General features: G+C 65.9%; 16 protein-coding genes. 7 read left to right on the top strand and 9 right to left on the bottom strand.

Features of this window, described 5'->3' with window-relative positions; genetic code table 11:
• The first annotated feature begins 47 nt into the window (after positions 1–47).
• The gene (locus tag NRG74_RS12565) at positions 48–473 is read left to right on the top strand and encodes a VOC family protein (protein ID WP_017640917.1); all 426 of its coding nucleotides are present in this window, start codon (positions 48–50) and stop codon (positions 471–473) included.
• 90 nt (positions 474–563) lie between these two features.
• Positions 564–1,862: a flavohemoglobin expression-modulating QEGLA motif protein gene (locus NRG74_RS12560; RefSeq protein WP_064308587.1), complete on the top strand. Its 1,299-nt coding sequence runs from the start codon at positions 564–566 to the stop codon at positions 1,860–1,862.
• A gap of 72 nt (positions 1,863–1,934) precedes the next feature.
• Here NRG74_RS12560 and NRG74_RS12555 read toward each other — a convergent pair whose 3' ends face one another.
• A complete protein-coding gene (locus NRG74_RS12555; RefSeq protein ID WP_017640919.1) occupies positions 1,935–3,863 on the bottom strand; it encodes an AAA family ATPase in 1,929 nt (642 codons plus the stop codon).
• 196 nt (positions 3,864–4,059) lie between these two features.
• On the opposite strand from NRG74_RS12555, the gene NRG74_RS12550 reads away from it, so the two are divergent.
• On the top strand, positions 4,060–4,833 hold the full coding sequence (locus tag NRG74_RS12550; RefSeq protein ID WP_257704179.1) for an SIR2 family NAD-dependent protein deacylase: 774 nt from the start codon (positions 4,060–4,062) through the stop codon (positions 4,831–4,833).
• Between the two features lie 4 nt (positions 4,834–4,837).
• Here NRG74_RS12550 and NRG74_RS12545 read toward each other — a convergent pair whose 3' ends face one another.
• On the bottom strand, positions 4,838–5,605 hold the full coding sequence (locus tag NRG74_RS12545; RefSeq protein ID WP_064308585.1) for a hypothetical protein: 768 nt from the start codon (positions 5,603–5,605) through the stop codon (positions 4,838–4,840).
• Between the two features lie 152 nt (positions 5,606–5,757).
• Between NRG74_RS12545 and NRG74_RS12540 the strand changes: the two genes are divergently transcribed.
• A complete protein-coding gene (locus NRG74_RS12540) occupies positions 5,758–6,012 on the top strand; it encodes a hypothetical protein (protein WP_173148316.1) in 255 nt (84 codons plus the stop codon).
• Between the two features lie 55 nt (positions 6,013–6,067).
• Here NRG74_RS12540 and NRG74_RS12535 read toward each other — a convergent pair whose 3' ends face one another.
• Positions 6,068–6,340 (bottom strand): hypothetical protein, encoded by a 273-nt coding sequence (locus NRG74_RS12535; RefSeq protein ID WP_007162578.1) that lies wholly within the window; start codon positions 6,338–6,340, stop codon positions 6,068–6,070.
• Between the two features lie 124 nt (positions 6,341–6,464).
• The gene (locus tag NRG74_RS12530; RefSeq protein WP_197480265.1) at positions 6,465–7,277 is read right to left on the bottom strand and encodes an HDOD domain-containing protein; all 813 of its coding nucleotides are present in this window, start codon (positions 7,275–7,277) and stop codon (positions 6,465–6,467) included.
• Between the two features lie 341 nt (positions 7,278–7,618).
• Here NRG74_RS12530 and NRG74_RS12525 point away from each other — a divergent pair, with 341 nt between their 5' ends.
• Entirely contained in the window at positions 7,619–8,638 is a 1,020-nt protein-coding gene (locus NRG74_RS12525) for a GGDEF domain-containing protein (RefSeq protein ID WP_064308582.1), read from the top strand.
• Here the strand turns inward: NRG74_RS12525 and NRG74_RS12520 are convergent.
• Positions 8,635–10,194: a GGDEF domain-containing protein gene (locus tag NRG74_RS12520; RefSeq protein WP_068383709.1), complete on the bottom strand. Its 1,560-nt coding sequence runs from the start codon at positions 10,192–10,194 to the stop codon at positions 8,635–8,637. The two genes, NRG74_RS12525 and NRG74_RS12520, sit on opposite strands and share 4 nt — an antisense overlap.
• A 204-nt stretch (positions 10,195–10,398) precedes the next feature.
• Between NRG74_RS12520 and NRG74_RS12515 the strand changes: the two genes are divergently transcribed.
• A complete protein-coding gene (locus NRG74_RS12515; RefSeq protein WP_007162574.1) occupies positions 10,399–10,659 on the top strand; it encodes a hypothetical protein in 261 nt (86 codons plus the stop codon).
• 21 nt (positions 10,660–10,680) lie between these two features.
• Here the strand turns inward: NRG74_RS12515 and NRG74_RS12510 are convergent, their stop codons facing one another.
• Entirely contained in the window at positions 10,681–11,751 is a 1,071-nt protein-coding gene (locus NRG74_RS12510; RefSeq protein WP_017640927.1) for an AbrB family transcriptional regulator, read from the bottom strand.
• Between the two features lie 128 nt (positions 11,752–11,879).
• A complete protein-coding gene (gene betT / locus NRG74_RS12505) occupies positions 11,880–13,844 on the bottom strand; it encodes a choline BCCT transporter BetT (protein ID WP_085984311.1) in 1,965 nt (654 codons plus the stop codon).
• Between the two features lie 314 nt (positions 13,845–14,158).
• On the opposite strand from betT, the gene NRG74_RS12500 reads away from it, so the two are divergent.
• Positions 14,159–14,497 carry a response regulator gene (locus NRG74_RS12500; protein WP_017640929.1) on the top strand — a complete coding sequence of 113 codons (339 nt, stop codon included), beginning with the start codon at positions 14,159–14,161 and terminating at the stop codon, positions 14,495–14,497.
• A 388-nt stretch (positions 14,498–14,885) separates the two neighbouring features.
• On the opposite strand, the gene NRG74_RS12495 is transcribed toward NRG74_RS12500, so the two are convergent.
• Positions 14,886–16,715 (bottom strand): glycoside hydrolase family 15 protein, encoded by a 1,830-nt coding sequence (locus tag NRG74_RS12495; protein ID WP_257704164.1) that lies wholly within the window; start codon positions 16,713–16,715, stop codon positions 14,886–14,888.
• Positions 16,708–17,511: a glucose 1-dehydrogenase gene (locus NRG74_RS12490; RefSeq protein ID WP_184291789.1), complete on the bottom strand. Its 804-nt coding sequence runs from the start codon at positions 17,509–17,511 to the stop codon at positions 16,708–16,710. The genes NRG74_RS12495 and NRG74_RS12490 overlap by 8 nt, the downstream gene beginning before the upstream one ends.
• Positions 17,512–17,550 lie beyond the last annotated feature (39 nt).

Raw genomic sequence — 17,550 nt, 5'->3', positions numbered from 1 at the left:
ACCTGGGGTGAGAATGGCTGCATTCCCCCTCAGCAGGATTTCCCAGCATGGCCTTGTCGCCCTTCCATCTCGCCATCCCCGTCTACGACCTGGCCGCCGCCCGGCACTTCTACGGGGATGTCTTCGGCCTCGCCGAAGGCCGCTCCAGCGACCACTGGGTCGACTTCGACTTCTATGGCCACCAGCTGGTGATCCACGAGCACCCCAAGACCGCGTCCCAGGACGAGGCTCACACCAACGCCGTGGACGGCCACAACGTGCCGGTGCCGCACTTCGGTATCGTGCTCGGCTGGGACGAGTGGGAAGCCCTGGCCGACCGTCTGCGCGCCCGCGAGACCCAATTCGTCATCGAGCCCTATATCCGCTTCCAGGGCCAGGTCGGCGAGCAGGCCACCATGTTTCTCTTCGACCCCTGCGGCAACGCCCTGGAGTTCAAGGCCTTCAAGGACATGAGCCAGCTGTTCGCCAAATAGCGCGGCTCGGCCGGTCTGCCGTCACGAAACCTAGGCAAAAGACACGGCAACGGCCATCCTTGAGGTCTTGCCCGTCGCCCGGTCGCCGTCATGAATGCCCGCCAGCCCTTTCTCGATCCCTATCACCAGACCATCCGCCAGCTGTCCGATCGCATCGTCGCGGCCCAGGCGCCGATCCGCATCCTCGATGCGGTGAAGTGGGACGACGGGGTGCGCCAGGGCTTCCTGGACGGCAAGGGCAAGCGCCTGCCGGCGGTGGATCGCGCCTTCTACGAAGGGCGCCCGTTGGGCTTCGACGCCGATGCGCTCAAGGGCGAATTCCAGAGCATCGAGCGGGAGGTCACCCGCCAGCTCGGCCAGTTCAATCCGGTCGGCCAGATCATGAGGCGCATGTGCCGCGAGTACCGCATGGTGATCCGCATGCTGCAGGCGCGCGGCACCCCGGACTTCGGGCTGATTTCCCAGGAGCTCTATGGCGCCGCCTCGGACGCCTTTCATGCCGGCGATCCGACCCTGGCCGACCTGGGCATGATGATGTCCAGCTACCTGGACAACATCGCCCATCGCGGCGCCCTGGAAGACGAGCCCAAGACCCTGACCGCCAAGGACGCCGTGCCCATCCTGCAGGAACGGCTGAATCGGGTCTTTGGCGAGACGGAAGGCACCATCCGGGTGTTCGAGTCCGACGGTATCGTCGCCGACGCCGCGGCGGGCGCCGACTACATCAAGGTGCGCGCCGACGCCCTGTTCAACGAGCGTGACGTGCGCGCCCTGGAGGTCCACGAGGGCCTGGTGCACGTCGGCACCACCCTCAATGGCCAGAACCAGCCGATCTGCACCTTCCTGGCCAAGGGCCCGCCGTCGTCCACCGTGACCCAGGAAGGCCTGGCGATCCTCATGGAGGTGATCGCCTTCGCCTCCTATCCGACCCGCCTGCGCAAGCTGACCAATCGCACCCGCGCCATCCACCTGGCCGAGGACGGCGCCGATTTCCTCGAGGTCTTCCGCTTCTTCCAGGAGCAGGGCTACGACCTGGAGTCGGGCTACCAGAACGCCAGCCGGGTGTTTCGCGGCTCGACGCCGACCGGGCTGCCCTTCACCAAGGACCTGTCCTATCTCAAGGGCTTCATCCTGATCTACAACTACATCCAGCTGGCGGTGCGCAAGGGCAAGCTGGAACAGATCCCGCTGCTGTTCTGCGGCAAGACCACCCTGGAGGACATGCGCATCCTGCGCCAGCTGGTGGACGAGGGCGTGGTGGTACCACCCAAGTACCTGCCGGCGCAATTTCAGGACCTCAACGCCCTGGCGGCCTGGATGTGTTTCTCCAACTTCCTCAACCACCTGAGCCTGGATCGGATCGAGGCGGATTACGCCAATATCCTCTAGGAGCCTGTTCAGGCGCTGACATGAAAAAGCCCCGGCGGACCGGGGCTTTTGCGTTTCAAGGCGTCGCGGGTATCACTCGCCCTTGAAGGCCGCCGCGATGCTGCGTTCGCCGTCACCCGCGCGCGGGTCAGTCGAACGTTCCGGCACGAAGGCCAGGGCACGGTTGAGGGCGCCGCAGGCTTCCAGGCCGCTGGCGCGGGCGATGGCTTCGGCCACGGCGCTGCCGGGAATGGTCTCGTCGCGCAGCAACTGGTCGGTGATGTCGTCCAGCGCCGGCTTGAGTTCGGTGATCAGCGCCAGGCAGCGATGATCCAGGCTGTGCAGCAACTGGTCGGCAGCGGCGATGCTGGGCGCGGCGTCGAAGTCGATGCCAGCGTCGCGCAGGGCCTGCAGGCTGAGCAGCGAGCCGCTCGGGCCCATGCCCAGGGAGGCGACCATGGACAGCGCCAGCTTGGAGGCTTCCTGCAGATCCTGGGCGGCACCCGAGGAGACCTCGTTGAAGTACAGCTGCTCGGCGCAGCGACCGGCCAGCAGCATCTGAATGCGACCTTCGAGTTCCGATTTCAGGTGCAGGCGCTTGTCTTCGGTGGGGGTGATCAAGGTCACGCCCAGGGCCTGGCCACGGGGCAGCAGGGTGACCTTTTCCACCCGACCGACATTGAGCACGGCGGCGACCAAGGCATGACCGGCTTCGTGCACGGCGATGCGGGTACGCTCGGCCGAACCCAGCGGGGTGACACCGACCGGTTGCTCGCCGATGCGGCAGGTCTCGATGGCCTCGACGAAGTGGGCCATGGTCACGGCGCTGGCGTTCTCGCGGGCGGCCAACAGGGCGGCGTGGTTGCTGATGTAGGCGATGGCCGCCGGGGTCAGGCCCACGGTGCCGCGGGAGAGGGCGGCCAGATCCAGTTCGCCCTGGCAGGGCAGCTTGCCGGCATAGAGTTCGAACAGCGCGCGACGGTCTTCCAGGCTCGGCAACGGCACGGCGATGGTGCGGTCGAAGCGGCCTTCGCGGCGCAGCGCCGGATCCAGGGAGTCGGCGAAGTTGGTGGCGCCCAGGACCAGTACGCCGCTGGTGCCATCGAAGCCGTCCAGCTCGGTAAGGAACTGGTTGATGATGCGGTTGGCTTCGGCATCGCTGGAGCGCGACTGCTCGGCGCGGCGGCCGATGCCGTCGATCTCGTCGATGAAGATGATGCAGGGCGCCTTCTTGCGCGCGGTGCGGAACAGCGACTTGACCTTCTGGATGCCTACGCCGAAGAACATCGAGGAGAAATCACTGCCGGTCACCTGAATGAAGTGGGCGTTGCACTCGGTGGCCAGGGCCTTGGCCAGCTGGGTCTTGCCGGTGCCGGGTTCGCCGGTCAGCAGCACGCCCTTGGGCGGACGGGCACCCAGGGCGGCGAAGGCCTTGGGATTGCGCAGACAGGTGGTGACGTCTTCCAGGGCGCGCTTGGCTTCGGCGGCGCCGACCACATCCTTGAAGGAGATGCCGGTGCCCTTGCGGTGCAGCTTGAAGGGGCTGGCGAAGCGCAGCGCCAGGGGCACGGCCAGCAACAGCAGGAGCAGATAGCCCGGCAGGTTGAACAGCAGGGCATCCAGCCAGGGGTGGCGCTGGCCGGACTCGCTCCAGGTGGCGATCGGAAACAGCGGCTCGGCCTGGGTGGCGTAATCGGCCAGCAACCGGTCGGTCAGGCGACCGCCATTATCGGTCACCGCGTAGTGCTCGCCGCGGGTGGTGTCGACGTAGAGGGTACGGTCACCGATCACGGCGCCACTGATGACGCCGGCGCGCAGATCGGCCAGCAGCACGGAGAAATCGCGGGGCTCCTGGGTCCAGTGTTCGGGGGCCTGCTGCACACTGGCGAGCATGGCCGTGGCGGTCGGAGCCGGAGTGGAAGGCTTGAGCCACCACCAGCAGGCCAGGCTGACCAGGGTGACGAGGGCGAGAACGCCGGCGATCAGCAGGCGCGGATACTTGGAAACGACGGACTTCTTCATTCACATACCGTTGGGGTAGGAGCGACATCGGACGCGGACTCCCGGATTATCGGCCTGTAGCGCCAGGGTTGAACCTCAGTTCCCTGGAAAACGATGAGTGGACTCACCATCCGTCGAGTATCGTCACACTTTCGCCCTTTTCCGCGGTCCGCAAGACCCTGTTGTTTTGCCGCAGATGTCAGGAGCCAACGCCTTCATGCCCGATCCCATCGATTGCCGAGACGGCCTCGCCGCCTTACCGCCGGTACTGCTCGATCGCCTGCGCCAGGCCGACGAGGTGCTGGTGCTGACCGGTGCCGGCGTGTCGGCGGAAAGCGGTATCGCCACCTTTCGCGAAGCCCTGACCGGCTTGTGGGCGCGCTTCGATCCGGCGCAACTGGCGACGGCCGCAGCCTTCGTCGAGGACCCGGTCCGGGTCTGGAGCTGGTACGAGTGGCGCCGTGCCCAAGTGCTGGGGGCTCAGCCCAATCCCGCGCATCGCGCCCTGGCGGACTGGGGTAGCCGGCACGGGCGGCTGGGCCTGGTCACCCAGAATGTCGACGACCTGCACGAGCGCGCCGGCAGTGGCGACGTGATTCATCTGCACGGCAGCCTGCATGCGCCGCGCTGCTTCGAATGCGCGCGGCCCTTGGCAGCGCCGGCGTTACCGGAAGCCGAGGATCAGCTCGTGGCGCCACCACGTTGTGCCTACTGTGGCGGTCTGGCCCGGCCTGGGGTGGTCTGGTTTGGCGAGTCCCTGCCCGAGGCGGCCCTGGCCAACGCCTGGGCGCTGGCCGAGCGTTGCGACCTCTGCCTGGTGGTCGGCACTTCGGGACTGGTGCAGCCGGCGGCCAGTCTGCCGGAAGTGGCGCGCCAGCAGGGCGCCACGGTGGTGCGCATCGATCCGCAGCCGGCAGCGGATTTCAGTGGCGACTGGCAACTGCTGGGCGCCGCCGGGGTGATCCTGCCGGCGCTGTTGGAGCGTCTCTAGAGACCTAGTGCAACGCCTGACCGCCGGTCCCCAGGGCATCCAGGGTGCGTTTGAGCGCGGTGTAGGCCTGGCGCTGGTCGTCGTCTTCGGTGAGCAGGCCATCGAACAGAGTGGCGACCAGGGCCGGATCCTGGGCGACGAAGCGATCGATGAGGACGTCGTTGTCCTGGCGCCCGGCGGTGATCAGCAGCACGGCGAGCTGGGCGACATAGCGTGCGGCCAGCGGATAGGCCTTGAGGAAGACCTTGAAGGGCGCATCGGCCAGACCCGGCGCGAAGCCCTTGGCCAGCCCCTGCTGGGCCGCGGCGATGGCCTGGCGGACGGCGTCCTGCCAGTTGCCGGCGGTCACCGCCCCTGCCGGCAGGGCGCGGCGCATCTGGCCCAGCAGGCTGTTGAGGAAGATGCGGCGATTGGCCTGGTAGTCGTCATCGGTATCGAGCAGTTCGCGGCGGATACGGGTCAGGACGCGATCATCCTCGGCATCGGCGGTCACCGCCTGCTTGAAGGCCAGGGTCAACTCGCGATCCAGCAGACCGGGCTTGCGGCCCTCCAGTTCGGCCTGCAGCAGCGGGCCGCTGGAGTCGGCGAAGAAGAAGCGTTCGGCATGGGGCGCCAGGCGCTCGCGCAGGCGCGGCCAGAGCTCCGCCGCGAACAGTTGCTCGGCCGTGCCGCCGGAGACGATGACGCGGTGCTGCGGCGCCTCGGCCAGATAGTCGAACAGCGCAGGGCTATCGAGCGCGGTGCAATCGACGATGAGGTAACGGTGCTTCACGGCAACTCCTGAATACGACGGCCGGACCTTTCGAGGCGCGGCGGGATGGCCGTTAGTCTATAGGAAGGTGGGAACGCTTGGCCTGGCCTTTGGCCTAATCAGGCAGGGTGCAGCCCGCGACACCCTTCCTTTCGCGGCCGGAGGACACCAAGATGCGCAAGACCCCGCTGATCCTCGCCCTGAGCGCTACCCTGGCCCTGGTGGCCGGTCCCAGTCTGGCCGCCAGCAGCAGCAACGACGCCGGAGTGACCGGCAACGGCATCGGCGCGCCAGGCAGCTCCAACACCAGCAACAGAGACAGCGCCGACGACACGTCCAGCGCCAAGCCTTCCACTCAGAAGAAGGCCGACAAGACGCCTGCCACCAAGGCCCAGGGCAGTCAGCAGAAGCGCGTGCTCAACGATTGATGGACAAACGAAAGGCGCCTCGCGGGGCGCCTTTGTTCGACCGCTCGATGCGACCTCAGGAGGCGCGGGTGTAACGCACCTGCCAGTCGAGTCGCTCATGGGTCGCCCGCTCGATACGGGCGCGGCTGTCGCAGATGAAGGCTTCCAGCAGGGAGTTGTCGAGCAGATCGACCCGGGCGATGCGTCGTTGCAAGAGGGCCGTGCCGTTGGGTGCATAGACCTCGACGTTGAAGGTCGCGGGATCCTGAGCGGTCATGGCGCACAGCATCGGTTGAAAAGCGCCCTTGATAATGGTGTTCGCATCCGTGAACTTCAGCGGCTCGGCCATCGCAATCACTCCTGTCAGCTATAACGCTTCGACCGATTCTTGCGGTGCCCGTTCGATTTTCGCCATGACCGACTGGCAGATTTGTGATGCAGGCGGTGGCCTTGCCTGCGCACGGGACAGCCGGTCAGTTGATCAGGGTACCAAAGGCCTTGTCCGCCTCTATGACCTCGGGCAACTCGCCCAGCAGGTGATCCAGATCCACGCCTTCCAGCAGGGGATTGGCCAGGGCGGCCTTGGCCTGGTCATTGATACCGCCATGGCGGCGCAGGACAAAGGACACCAGCCGGGCCTGAGCGACCATCCGCGCCTGGGTGGAATCCTCGGGTGCATCCTGGGGATGCAGCTGGTAGGCGATGGCATGCTGGATCACCACCGGCAGTTGCCAGCGGCGGGCCAGCTCCGCGCCCACCTCGGGGTAGCCGAAGCCGATGGCCTGGTCGGCCGGCACCGGCGCGCGTTGCTCGGCGTCGATGCGCGCGGCGATGTCGGGCGCCGCCGTCTTGATCAGCAACTCGCCGATGCTGTGCAGCATGCCGCAGGTAAAGGCGGTCTCGGGATCGGCGCCGGCCTGGCGGGCGAGAACGCGGCAGATGCTGGCCACATCGAAACTGTGCTGCCAGAAATCCCGCGGATCGAAGCTGGGATTGTGGCGGAAGGCCGCGGTCACTGCCGAGGCCAGCACCAGGGTGCGCAGAGCGTCGAAACCCAGACGGATGGCCGCGCCTTCGATGCTGGTGGAGGGACGGACGCCACGAAAGCGCACCGAATTGGCCAGGCGCAGGACCTTGGCCGACAGCACCGGATCCAGGGCCAGATTGCGGGCCACGTCCTCGATACTGCTGTCCGGATCGTCGAATTGCTGGATCAGCTCCTGAGCCACCTTGGGAATGCTGGGAAGGGTATGCAGGTGATCGAACAGAGCATCGATTTCCATGATGGCGCCTGGTTTGTTCTATACCGGTAGTGGAAGCTGATAAAGCCTTGGAAGCATGAACGACGGCCTGGGCACTGCCAAGCCTAGTCGAAACTCCCGAAGCGAAGAGCTTAGCGGGACGGGCGCGCCGGTCCGCAGAGTGAGCTGACCGATGGCGTCATTTCGCCGCCGTCCGTTTGGTCAGTCTGCTCGCAGGCGTGGTCCTATGCGGTCTTGTCACCAGCAGTGCGCTGTTCAGACGTCTATTGTCTTGCTTGAGTCCGCTTCCCGCCGACGACGGGCCACGAATGGGATAGCATCCGGTGATATCGGTTGGCCACTAAATTTGGCGTTCGAGTTGTGCAATGACTTATCAGACTCATATCCGCCAGATGCTGCAGTTGCCCAATGTGCTGGCGCAGAGCACCGGCATCCTGGGCTGGTTGATCAGCGTGCTGATCAACCCCTTTCTGACCGCCGGGGTGCCGGTGTGGGGCTGGCTGGCCTTTGCCGGCATGATCGGCTCTTGCCTGGCGATGACCACTGCGCGCCGCTTTGCCATCTGGCGCCTGTTCGCCCTGGTGTTCGTGCTGTTCGAGGCCCTGGCCTTCCGCTTTCAGATCCTCGGCATGGGCGAGGCTGGCCATGCCTGGATGATCCCCACGGCCATCGTCATCATCCTCGGCTCGACCATTCTCTTTTCCCATGTGCTCGATTACGGCATCGCCGCCGGTGCGGTCTGGCTGCTGCTCTTCTATGGCGAGCTGGACACCGTCACGGCGGCGGCCCTGCCGCTGTTCGCGGTGATGCTGGGCGCCAGCCTGGCGCTGGGGCTGCTGCTCAACGCCACCTTCGTGCGTATCGTCGCCACCACCCTAGAGCTCAAGGAGCGCTATCGCCTGCAGGCGGAAACCGATGCCCTCACCGGGATCAGCAACCGCCGTGCGCTGATGCTGGACGCGGAGCAGGTCTGCCGTGAGGGCTCCCCGTCCTGGTATTTCGTCATGCTCGACATCGATGACTTCAAGCGGATCAACGACAGATTCGGCCACGACGTGGGCGACCAGGTGCTCAAGGAAACCGCGCTGATCCTTGGCCGGCATTTCCCCGACGGCCATTTCGGACGCCTGGGCGGCGAGGAATTCGGGGTACTGCTCAAGCCCGACGACGAGCGCCACCTGGCGCAGCGGCTGCAGGCGCTGCTGGACGACATCCGCAGCAACACCCGCACCGGCACCTGCTTTTCCTTCAGTGCGGGCGTGGCGCGATTCGCGCCGGGTTACCAGCCCTCGGACCTGCTCAAGCAGGCCGACAGCGAGCTCTACCAGGCCAAGCGCGCGGGCAAGGACCGGGTGCACTATCGCGGCGGCATGATCTGCGGCTAAGGCAGGCCTGACCGGTCCTGGAGGGCGTCCGTCTCCGGCGGTGGATGGGTGCGATTGCGGCCCAGGTGCTTGGCGCGATAGAGGGCGGCATCGGCGCTGGCCAGCAGGTCGGCGGGCTGCGGCGGTGGCGATTGACCAGGCGGCTGGACGGCGATGCCAAGGCTGACGGTGATGCGGCCGAAAGGACTGGTGGCATGGGCCACCTCCAGCACCTGCAGGCGTTCCTGGACCGTGGCGGCTACCCGCTGGGCGCCGATCTCGTCGCAATTGGGCAGCAGCAGGACCATCTCCTCGCCGCCGTAGCGTGCCGCCAGATCGCCCGGGCGTCGCGCCGCCGAGGCCACCACGCCGGCCACGGCCTGCAGGCAGCGATCGCCCGCTGGATGGCCATAGTGGTCGTTGTAGGCCTTGAAGTGATCGATGTCGATCATCAGCAGGCTGAGCGACTGAGCGTTGCGCTGCGCCCGGGCCAGCTCCACCGGCAGCAGGTTGTCGAACTGGCGACGATTGCCCAGCCCGGTCAGGCTGTCCTTGAGGGTCAGCAGGTGCAGCTCGTCGTGGGCCAGACGCAGGGCCGCCGCGCTGCGTTCGCCGGCGCGGATCTCGCGCAGCAGGCTGAAGCCGAAGATCAGCATGCCGACGATGATGAGGCCGACCACCGTCACCGATCTCAGCATGTCCTGGCGCCAGCTGGCGAGGATATCGCTCCTGGAGATACCGGCCAGGGCCACCAGGGGATAGCCTTCCAGATGCTGGAAGGCATAGAGGCGTTCACGGCCGTCGATCATGGCCCGCACCAGGGCGGTACCGTTGGGCGCCTGGGTCACGTACTGGCGAAACAGCTCGCTGCTGGCGAGCGGGGTACCGACGTGCGCGGGTACATAGGGACGGCGGACCATCAGGGTACCGTCATCCTGCGCCAGGGTGATGGCACCCCGGGCATCCAGCTTGAACCGCTCGTAGTAGTCGACGAAGTACTGCAGGCGGATGGTGGCGAGCAGCACGCCAGCAAAGCGACCGTCGCGGTCCTCCAGGCGGCGTGATACCGGAATGATCAGCTCCTGGGTGCTGCGACTCTCGATCACCGTGCCGACGTGCAGCACATCGGCGGCGTGCTGGCGGTGAAACTGGAAGTACTCGCGATCGGCGTTGCTGGCCCGGGGCGGATCGCTGCTCTTGTCGGTCACCCGCCAGCCGCCGTCGCGATCATAGATGAACAGCCCGTGCAGTTGCGGCAACAGGGCGGCCTGGCGCGCCAGCAGGCGATGCACCCGGGGACGGTCCAGTTGATCGAGGGGTTGATCCTCCAGACGGTCACGGATACTGACCAGCAGCGAATCCGCTTCCTTGATGGCGTCATCGGCATGTTGGGCCGCCGCCAGGGCAATGTTGCCGACATCGCTGCGCGCACTGGCGAAGGCGTTCTGGTAATTGCGCCACACCTGCCAGGATTCCAGCGCCAGGATCACCGCGACCGCGCAGACGAGCAGCCACAGCGCCCGGCGCTGGGTGGCCGGATTACGCGGCGGGAGGGGGGTATCGTCAGCGTCGACCATGGCGGGGCTGCTTCCTCGTCCTCGGTGTGCAGGAGACCGCTAGCCGGCCGATTCACGCCACTACACGGGGATAAAAGTCAGACAAGTCTACAGTTTCGTCGGAATCTTGCAGAGAGAACGAATCGTCGTGGCGCGCCCGTGGTCATTAGCGATACGGCCGTCGCTGGGACGGCGCCCTGTCAATGCCCGACCAGGAGGTCACAGATGTCGCAGATCGCCGAACAGATCGTCGAAGACGCCATGCAGCGCATCGAGGAGAACGAGTCGCAGCATGCTGCCGATCCCGTACGCAATTTCTCCCTGACCCTGACCGATCCCGCGGAGATCCGGGTTGGTGCGGAGATCTACTTTCTCTTCGAACAACGCCTCAAGGGCTTCTATCCGGATGCACGGGTAGTGGTCCGCGGCCATGCCGCCGAGGGCTACAACATCACCGCCCAGGTCGAGCGCCGCCGCTCGGCCTGAGCGCGCCGCCCGCATCCTCCGTCAGGTGCGGGCCAGCTTGACCAGTTGCCGGGCCAGTAGCGGTCCGGTCAGCACCACTCCGATCAGGCGCAACGCCTGCATGGCCAGTACCAGGCCGACATCGGCATGGGCATCCACGGCGATGATGGCCATGGAATCCAGTCCGCCCGGGCTGGTCGCCAGGTAGGCGGTAAGAAAGTCCACGTGCATCAGCTTCGCCATCAGCAGCGCCGACAGGGCGCAGAGGGCGATCAGCAGCAGCGAGGCAAAGATCATCTTGGGCAGGGCGCGCCAGACATAGGCGACCGTGGCCCGATCGAATCTCAGGCCGACATAGCAACCCATGGCGCCATAGGCCACCGCGAGCAGCAGATGGGGCAGGGTGATGTCCAGCCAGCCATTGAGTTGCAGGAGCGTACCCAGGGCGATGGGCAGCAGCAGGGCGCCGGCGGGAAACAAGCGGCCGCCCAGCCAGCTGCCGGCCAGGGCCACTGCCAGGGTCAGCATGAGATTGAAGGCGAAATGGCCGTCCAGGCTGACCACCGCGGCCTGATGACCAGTGCCGCTGCCCTCGGCCCCCAGCAGCCGGCCGACCAGGGCACTGATCAGCACCACGCAGACCACCCGCACGTATTGCATGGTGGCGACGATCCGTGGATCGGCGCCGTACTCCTCGGCCATGGCCACCATGGCGGCGGCCGCGCCGGGCGTGGTGCCCCAGGCGGCGGTGCTGCCAGGCAGGCCGCCGAAGCGCACCAGCAGGGCGCCAGTGAGCAGGCTGAGCAGCACGGTCAGGGCGGTGGCCAGCAGCATCACCGGCCAGTGCTCGGCAACGGTGAGCAGGACCGCCGCGGTCATGGCGTGGGCGATCAGGCAGCCCACCACGCCCTGGCCAGTCTGGAACAGCCGACGGGGCAGACGGATGGTGGCGCCGCAGACGCCGAAGGCGATGGCCACCAGCATGGGGCCGAGAAAGAGGGCCGCGGGCACCTGCAGCCAGCTGAGTCCGCCCCCGACCAGGGCGGAGCAGAGGATCAGGGCCAGCCATTGCAGCAGGGGAGGATAGGGCGAGGGTGCAGGTGGGGTGGGCAAAGCGGTCTCCGAACGGCGGGGGACCGGCGAGGCGTACCGACCCCGGGGCCGGCACGGGGCCGACCCTCGGGCGATTATACGACCTTTATGGCTTTCAATGGCCTTTCAGTCATTGAAAAAACCACTGGTTAACGCACCAGGTGCAGGAACTGCAGGTGGCGTTCGTACTGGTCGAGCATGTCGTTGAGGATCTGCTCGCGGTTGTAGCCCACCAGGTCGTAGTCCTGGCTGCCCTCGGTGAGATGCACCTCGGCGCGGTAGTAGCGACGATTCTTCAGGTGCAGGCCACCGATGCCGGCGCGGGCGAAGGAGGGGGTGAAATAGCCCTGCATGATCACCTGGTAGATGAAGGGATGCTCTTCGCCGTGGCCGATGATGAGTTGCAGGTTGGCGTTGGTGGCGTCGAACTGGGTCTCCACCACCAGACCTTTCTCCCGCGAGACCTCGACCATCTCTTCCATGGCCGGACGCACGGTGCTGTCCATGAAGCGATAGACCTCGTCCCGCGAGGGGAAGTACACCGCCTGGGACAGCCGCTGGCGCCAGCCGCCGTGCCGTGCCTTGCCGTTGGTCGCCACCGGCGCCAGGGAGTGCAGCCGCGCGCGCTGGCGCTGGGATTCCAGGTGCAGCGCCTTGTGCAGGCCCCACATCATCAGCAGTACCACCACCGAGAAGGGCAGCGAGGTCAGCACCACCGCCGATTTCAGCGCATCCATGCTGCCAGCGAACAGCAGCCCGCCGGTGACCAGGGCCACGGCCGCGCCCCAGAACACCCGCAACCACTTGGGACCGTCTTCGTTGGCTTCACCGCCCTTGGACGACAGGGTGGACAGCACCACGGTGCCCGAGTCGGCCGAGGTGACGAAGAAGACGAAACTCACCAGCACGGCGACGCTGATCACCGCGCGGCTGGCCGGATAGGTTTCCAGCACCTGGTAGAAGGCCATGGCCGGATCGGTGAGGGCGGTCTGTGCCAGACCGGTCATGCCCTGGCCAAGCACCAGTTCCAGGGCGCTGTTGCCGAAGATCGACAGCCAGGCCAGGGTGAAGCCCAGGGGGATGAACAAGACGCCAAAGACGAATTCGCGAATGGTGCGACCGCGGGAGATACGGGCGATGAACAGCCCGACGAAGGGCGCCCAGGCGATCCACCAGGCCCAGTAGAACACCGTCCAGCCACCGAGCCAGTCGGAGGGCTCGTCATAGGCGTAGAGGTCGAAGCTCTTGCCTGGCAAGGCCGAGAGGTAGTCACCGATGTTCTGGATCAAGGTGTTGAGCAGGTGCTGGGTCGGACCGGCGAACAGCACGAACAGCAACAGGGCGACGGCCAGCACCATGTTGATGTCGGACATGATGCGCACGCCCTTGTCGACGCCGGACACAGCCACGGCGATGGCCGCGCCCATCATCAGCACGATGAGGATCAGTTGCACCCAGTGGCTGTGGCTGATGCCGAACAGGTAGTCCAGTCCGGCATTGAGGTGCAGCACGCCGAAACCCAGGTCGGCGCCGAGGCCGAAGATGGTGGCGATGATGCCGAAGGCGTCCACGGCATGGCCGATGGGACCGTTGATGCGCTTGCCGATCAGCGGATAGAGCGCCGAACGCAGGGCCAGCGGCAGGTTGTGGCGATAGGCGAAGTAGGCCAGCGCCATGGCCACCAGGGCGAAGACCCCCCAGCCATGCAGGCCCCAGTGCAGGAAGAGGATCTGCATGGCCTGGCGTGCCGCCGCCGGATTACCCCCTTCGCCGGCGGGGGGCTGGGCGAAGTGGGTCAGGGGTTCGGAGACGCAGAAGAAGAACAGGGTGATGCTGATGCCCGCGGCGAACAGCATGCCGGCCCAGGACAGGTAGCTGAACTCGGGTTGGTCGTGGTCGGCACCGAGCTTGATCTTGCCGTAGCCGGACAGGGCGGTGACCACCACGAACACCAGATAGAGCGACATGGCCAGCAGGTAGTACCAGCCAACCGTGTTGGCGGCCCAGGTCTGGGCCTGCAACAGCCAGGCGCCGGCCTGCTCGGGACGGCCGATGACGGCCAGGGAAAACAGCAGGATCACTGCAGCCGCGCAATAGAAGGCGGGGGGATTCAGCTTTACGGTGCCGGATGAGGGCGTCGCACTCATGGGGACTCCTTGCGAACTGCCAAAGGGAAAGAATTCTTTTTTTATTGATCGTTCGATTAAAAAAGAATACCACAGGAGACCCCTGAGGTGAACGCTTCGAGTCAGCGAAGCGCTGAAAGTTGCCGTCTAGAAGCCTTGCTTATGCCGGTGGTCGACTTTGGTCGAGCGCAGGCCGAATGGTCAGAACCGTGACCCCTTGGCAAAGTCTGTAAGTTATGACTCAAGCATCTTCTCCACTCGGCTCCTCTCGCCCACTACTGTTGCTGGTAGAGGACGAGCCGTTGCTGCGGGAGTTGGCCACCGAGGCGCTGGAGTCCCTGGTAGATCTGCAGGTGGTGGCCGTATCGACCGCCGATGCGGCCTTGAGCTATCTGGAACAGACCGGTGCCCGCATCGATATCCTCTTTACCGATGTGCGCATGCCGGGACGGCTGGACGGCGAGGCCTTGGCCCAGTTGGTCTCCCAGCGTTGGCCGCATATCCCGGTGATCCTCACCTCCGGCGACCGTCTGACCGTACCCCGCGGCGCCGGTCGTACCCGCTTCATGCCCAAACCCTGGCATATCGATGACATGGCCAATTGCGTCAACGAGGCGCTGGGGCAGAGTCGGGTGGCGTGAGGAGGCTGGCTTCCCAGCGGCATCACCATCACTGCTCGAAGTTGACCGGTAGGAGCGGCCCATGGCCGCGATTGCAGCTATGCAGGCGGCTCGGTCTAAACCCTGAATTACTCAAGGGTAACCTTGCGGCTGCGGCCCCTCACCCCAACCCTCTCCCAGGGGGAGAGGGGGCTGCCCGGGCAGGCGTTTGGCTACCTTCGTTTGGCACCGTAGCGTGGAAAACGGCGCAGCCTTTTCCACAGTAGCTACGTACCGCGCTGTGCCCTTACCCCAACCCTCTCCCAGGGGAAGAGGGGGCTGCCCGAGTGGGTTTCTGGCTTTATCCGCTCCAGCAGGATCGCGATCAGCTATCGGGCTGCACCCGCAGGGGCGGCCGCATCGACTCACCCTACGGCTGCCATTGCGGATCCTTGCCGCTCAGCTTGCGATCCAGGAAGAAGGCGGTGCTGATCAGGGCCAGGTGTGACAGGGCCTGGGGCAGGTTGCCCAGCGGGTAGCCGCGCTTGTCCAGTTCCTCGGCGTAGAGGCCCAGGGGGTTGGCATAGCCCAGCAGTTTTTCGAACTCCAGGTGGGCTTCGTCGACACGACCGGCGCGGGCCAGGCATTCGACGTACCAGAAGGAGCAGGCGACGAAGGCACCTTCTTCGCCCTTGAGGTTGTCCGCCGGCGTATCGGCCGGGTTGTAGCGACGGATCATGCCGTCATAGGCCAGGTTGGTCTTGATGGCGTCCAGGGTGGACAGCCACATGGGATCGGTGGCGCTGACGAAGCGCACCAGGGGCATCAGCAGCAGGGCGGCGTCCAGGCTCCTGCCGTGGCGGGTCGAGGTGAAGTGCCCCAGTTCGGCGTTCCAGAAGTTGTCCCAGATGTCTTCCTGGATGGCGGCGCGCGCGGCGTACCAGCGTTCATAGGGCATCGGCAGCGAACGCTTGACCGACAGCCGCATGGCGCGGTCGATGGCCACCCAGCACATCAGCCGTGAATGCAGGAAGTGCTCGGGATCGCCGCGCATCTCCCAGATACCGGCATCGGGTTGGTTCCAGTTCTCGCAGACGTGGTCGATCATCCGCACCACGTCCTTCCAGCCATGGTGGGAGATGGCTTCGCCATACTTGTTGGACAGGTAGATGGCGTCCATCAGCTCGCCATAGATGTCCAGCTGAATCTGCTGGTAGGCCTCGTTGCCGATGCGCACCGGACTCGAATTGGCATAGCCCGCCAGGTGGTCGAGGGTTTCCTCGGGCAGGTCCAGGCCGCCGTCCAGGCGATACATGATCTGCAGCTTTTCCGGGGCGTTGTGGCTGTTTTCCACGCACTGGCCAACCCAGTGGGTGAAATCCTTGGCTTCCTGGGTGTAGCCCAGGCGCATGAAGGCGTAGACGGTAAAGGAGGCGTCGCGGATCCAGGAGGCGCGATAGTCCCAGTTGCGCTCACCGCCCAGGGCTTCGGGCAGGCTGAAGGTGGCGGCCGCGGCGATGGAACCGTGCTTGCAGGAGGTCAGTAGCTTCAGCGCGAGGGCCGAGCGGGTGACCATCTCGCGCCAGCGGCCCTGGTAGTGACTCTTGGCCGCCCAGGAGGTCCAGTAGGAGAGGGTGTCCTCGAAGCAGAGATCGCTCTGGCCGGCGACGACCTTGTCGTCTTCCTTGCAGCCAAAGACGAAATCCAGCTGCTGCCCCTGCTCCAGTTCGAATTCGGCCAGGGCGGCGTTGCCGTCCACCTGCAGGGTGACGCTCGAGGCCAGGCGCAGGGTTGGCTGGCCTTGGGCCTCGAACAGCGCGCCGCCCTCCACCAGGCGCGCGCGGGTCTCGGCGCGAGCATAGTCGTGGGCCGGGGCGCAGACCAGGCGGAAGCGGCAGCGTCCGGCCACCACCTGCACGCGGCGGACGATGCGCGGCTTGGTGTCCTCGCTGCTGCACACCGGCATCAGGTCGGTGACCTCGGCGACGCCGTCCGCCGACAGCCAGCGGGTCTGCAGGATGTTGGTATCGGGTAGGTAGAGCTGCTGCTCGCGGGCGTCTTCCCAGACCGGGGCCAGGCTGAAGTAGCCGGCCTTTTCCGAATCGAGCAGGGCGGCGAATACCGAGGGGCTGTCCAGATTCGGCCAGCAGAAGTGGTCGATGGTGCCGTCGGTGGCGACCAGGGCACAGGTGCGCAGGTCGCCGATGACACCGTGGGCGCCGATACTGCGGCGGGCGTGCACGGAGGAGGAATCAGCCATTGTCTTCGAATCCCGGATAGAGGCACATGCCGCCGTCGACGAACAGGGTGGTGCCGACGATGTAGTCGGCCAGGTCGCTGGCGAGAAAGACCGCCACGTTGCCCACATCGTCGACATGGCCGACGCGCTTGTAGGGGATCAGCTTGAGCAGTTCGCGTGCCTTGGCCTCGTCACCGGTCACCTCTTCGTTGATGGCGGTGGCGATGGCGCCCGGGGCGATGCTGTTGACGCGGATGCCTTCGGCGGCCACTTCCTGAGCCAGGCTGCGCATCAGCAGGTTGACCCCGCCCTTGGAGGCGGCGTAGTTGACGTGGCCGGCCCAGGGGATGACCTCGTGGACCGAGCTCATGTGGATGATCTTGCCCAGGGCGCGGGAGATGCTTTCGTCGCGGCCCTGCTGGCGGAACTGGCGGATCGCCGCCCGGGCGCAAAGGAACTGCCCGGTGAGATTGGTGTTGATCACCGTGTTCCAGTCCTTGAGCGACATGTCGGCCACGGCCGCATCCTTCTGCAGGCCGGAGTTGGCGACCAGGATGTCCAGGCGGCCGAAGGCTTCCAGGGTGCGGTCGAACAGCGCCTGGACCGCGGCCTCGTCGCCGACGTCACCGCCCACGGCGATGGCACGACCACCGGCGTCCTGGATGCGCTTGGCCAATTCCTCGGCCGGTTCGGCGCTGGAGTGGTAGTTGATGGCGACGGCGGCACCGGCCTTGGCCAGGGCTTCGGCGACGGCGGCACCGATCCCGGAACTGCCGCCGGTGACCAGGGCGACCTGGCCGTTGAGGGAAAGCTGCATGTCCAGACTCCTGCGCGGGAAAAGGTGTCTGACTGCTGA

Origin of the sequence: Pseudomonas oryzihabitans (genome assembly GCF_024652905.1) — a bacterium.
GTDB lineage: Bacteria > Pseudomonadota > Gammaproteobacteria > Pseudomonadales > Pseudomonadaceae > Chryseomonas > Chryseomonas benzopyrenica.
This window is presented reverse-complemented; position numbering and strand designations above follow the sequence as displayed.

Coding starts and splice junctions, on each gene's coding strand:
- NRG74_RS12565 (WP_017640917.1), top strand. CDS start 48: ATGGCCTTGTCGCCCTTCCATCTCGCCATCCCCGTCTACGACCTGGCC.
- NRG74_RS12560 (WP_064308587.1), top strand. CDS start 564: ATGAATGCCCGCCAGCCCTTTCTCGATCCCTATCACCAGACCATCCGC.
- NRG74_RS12555 (WP_017640919.1), bottom strand. CDS start 3,863: ATGAAGAAGTCCGTCGTTTCCAAGTATCCGCGCCTGCTGATCGCCGGC.
- NRG74_RS12550 (WP_257704179.1), top strand. CDS start 4,060: ATGCCCGATCCCATCGATTGCCGAGACGGCCTCGCCGCCTTACCGCCG.
- NRG74_RS12540 (WP_173148316.1), top strand. CDS start 5,758: ATGCGCAAGACCCCGCTGATCCTCGCCCTGAGCGCTACCCTGGCCCTG.
- NRG74_RS12535 (WP_007162578.1), bottom strand. CDS start 6,340: ATGGCCGAGCCGCTGAAGTTCACGGATGCGAACACCATTATCAAGGGC.
- NRG74_RS12525 (WP_064308582.1), top strand. CDS start 7,619: ATGACTTATCAGACTCATATCCGCCAGATGCTGCAGTTGCCCAATGTG.
- NRG74_RS12520 (WP_068383709.1), bottom strand. CDS start 10,194: ATGGTCGACGCTGACGATACCCCCCTCCCGCCGCGTAATCCGGCCACC.
- NRG74_RS12515 (WP_007162574.1), top strand. CDS start 10,399: ATGTCGCAGATCGCCGAACAGATCGTCGAAGACGCCATGCAGCGCATC.
- NRG74_RS12495 (WP_257704164.1), bottom strand. CDS start 16,715: ATGGCTGATTCCTCCTCCGTGCACGCCCGCCGCAGTATCGGCGCCCAC.
- NRG74_RS12490 (WP_184291789.1), bottom strand. CDS start 17,511: ATGCAGCTTTCCCTCAACGGCCAGGTCGCCCTGGTCACCGGCGGCAGT.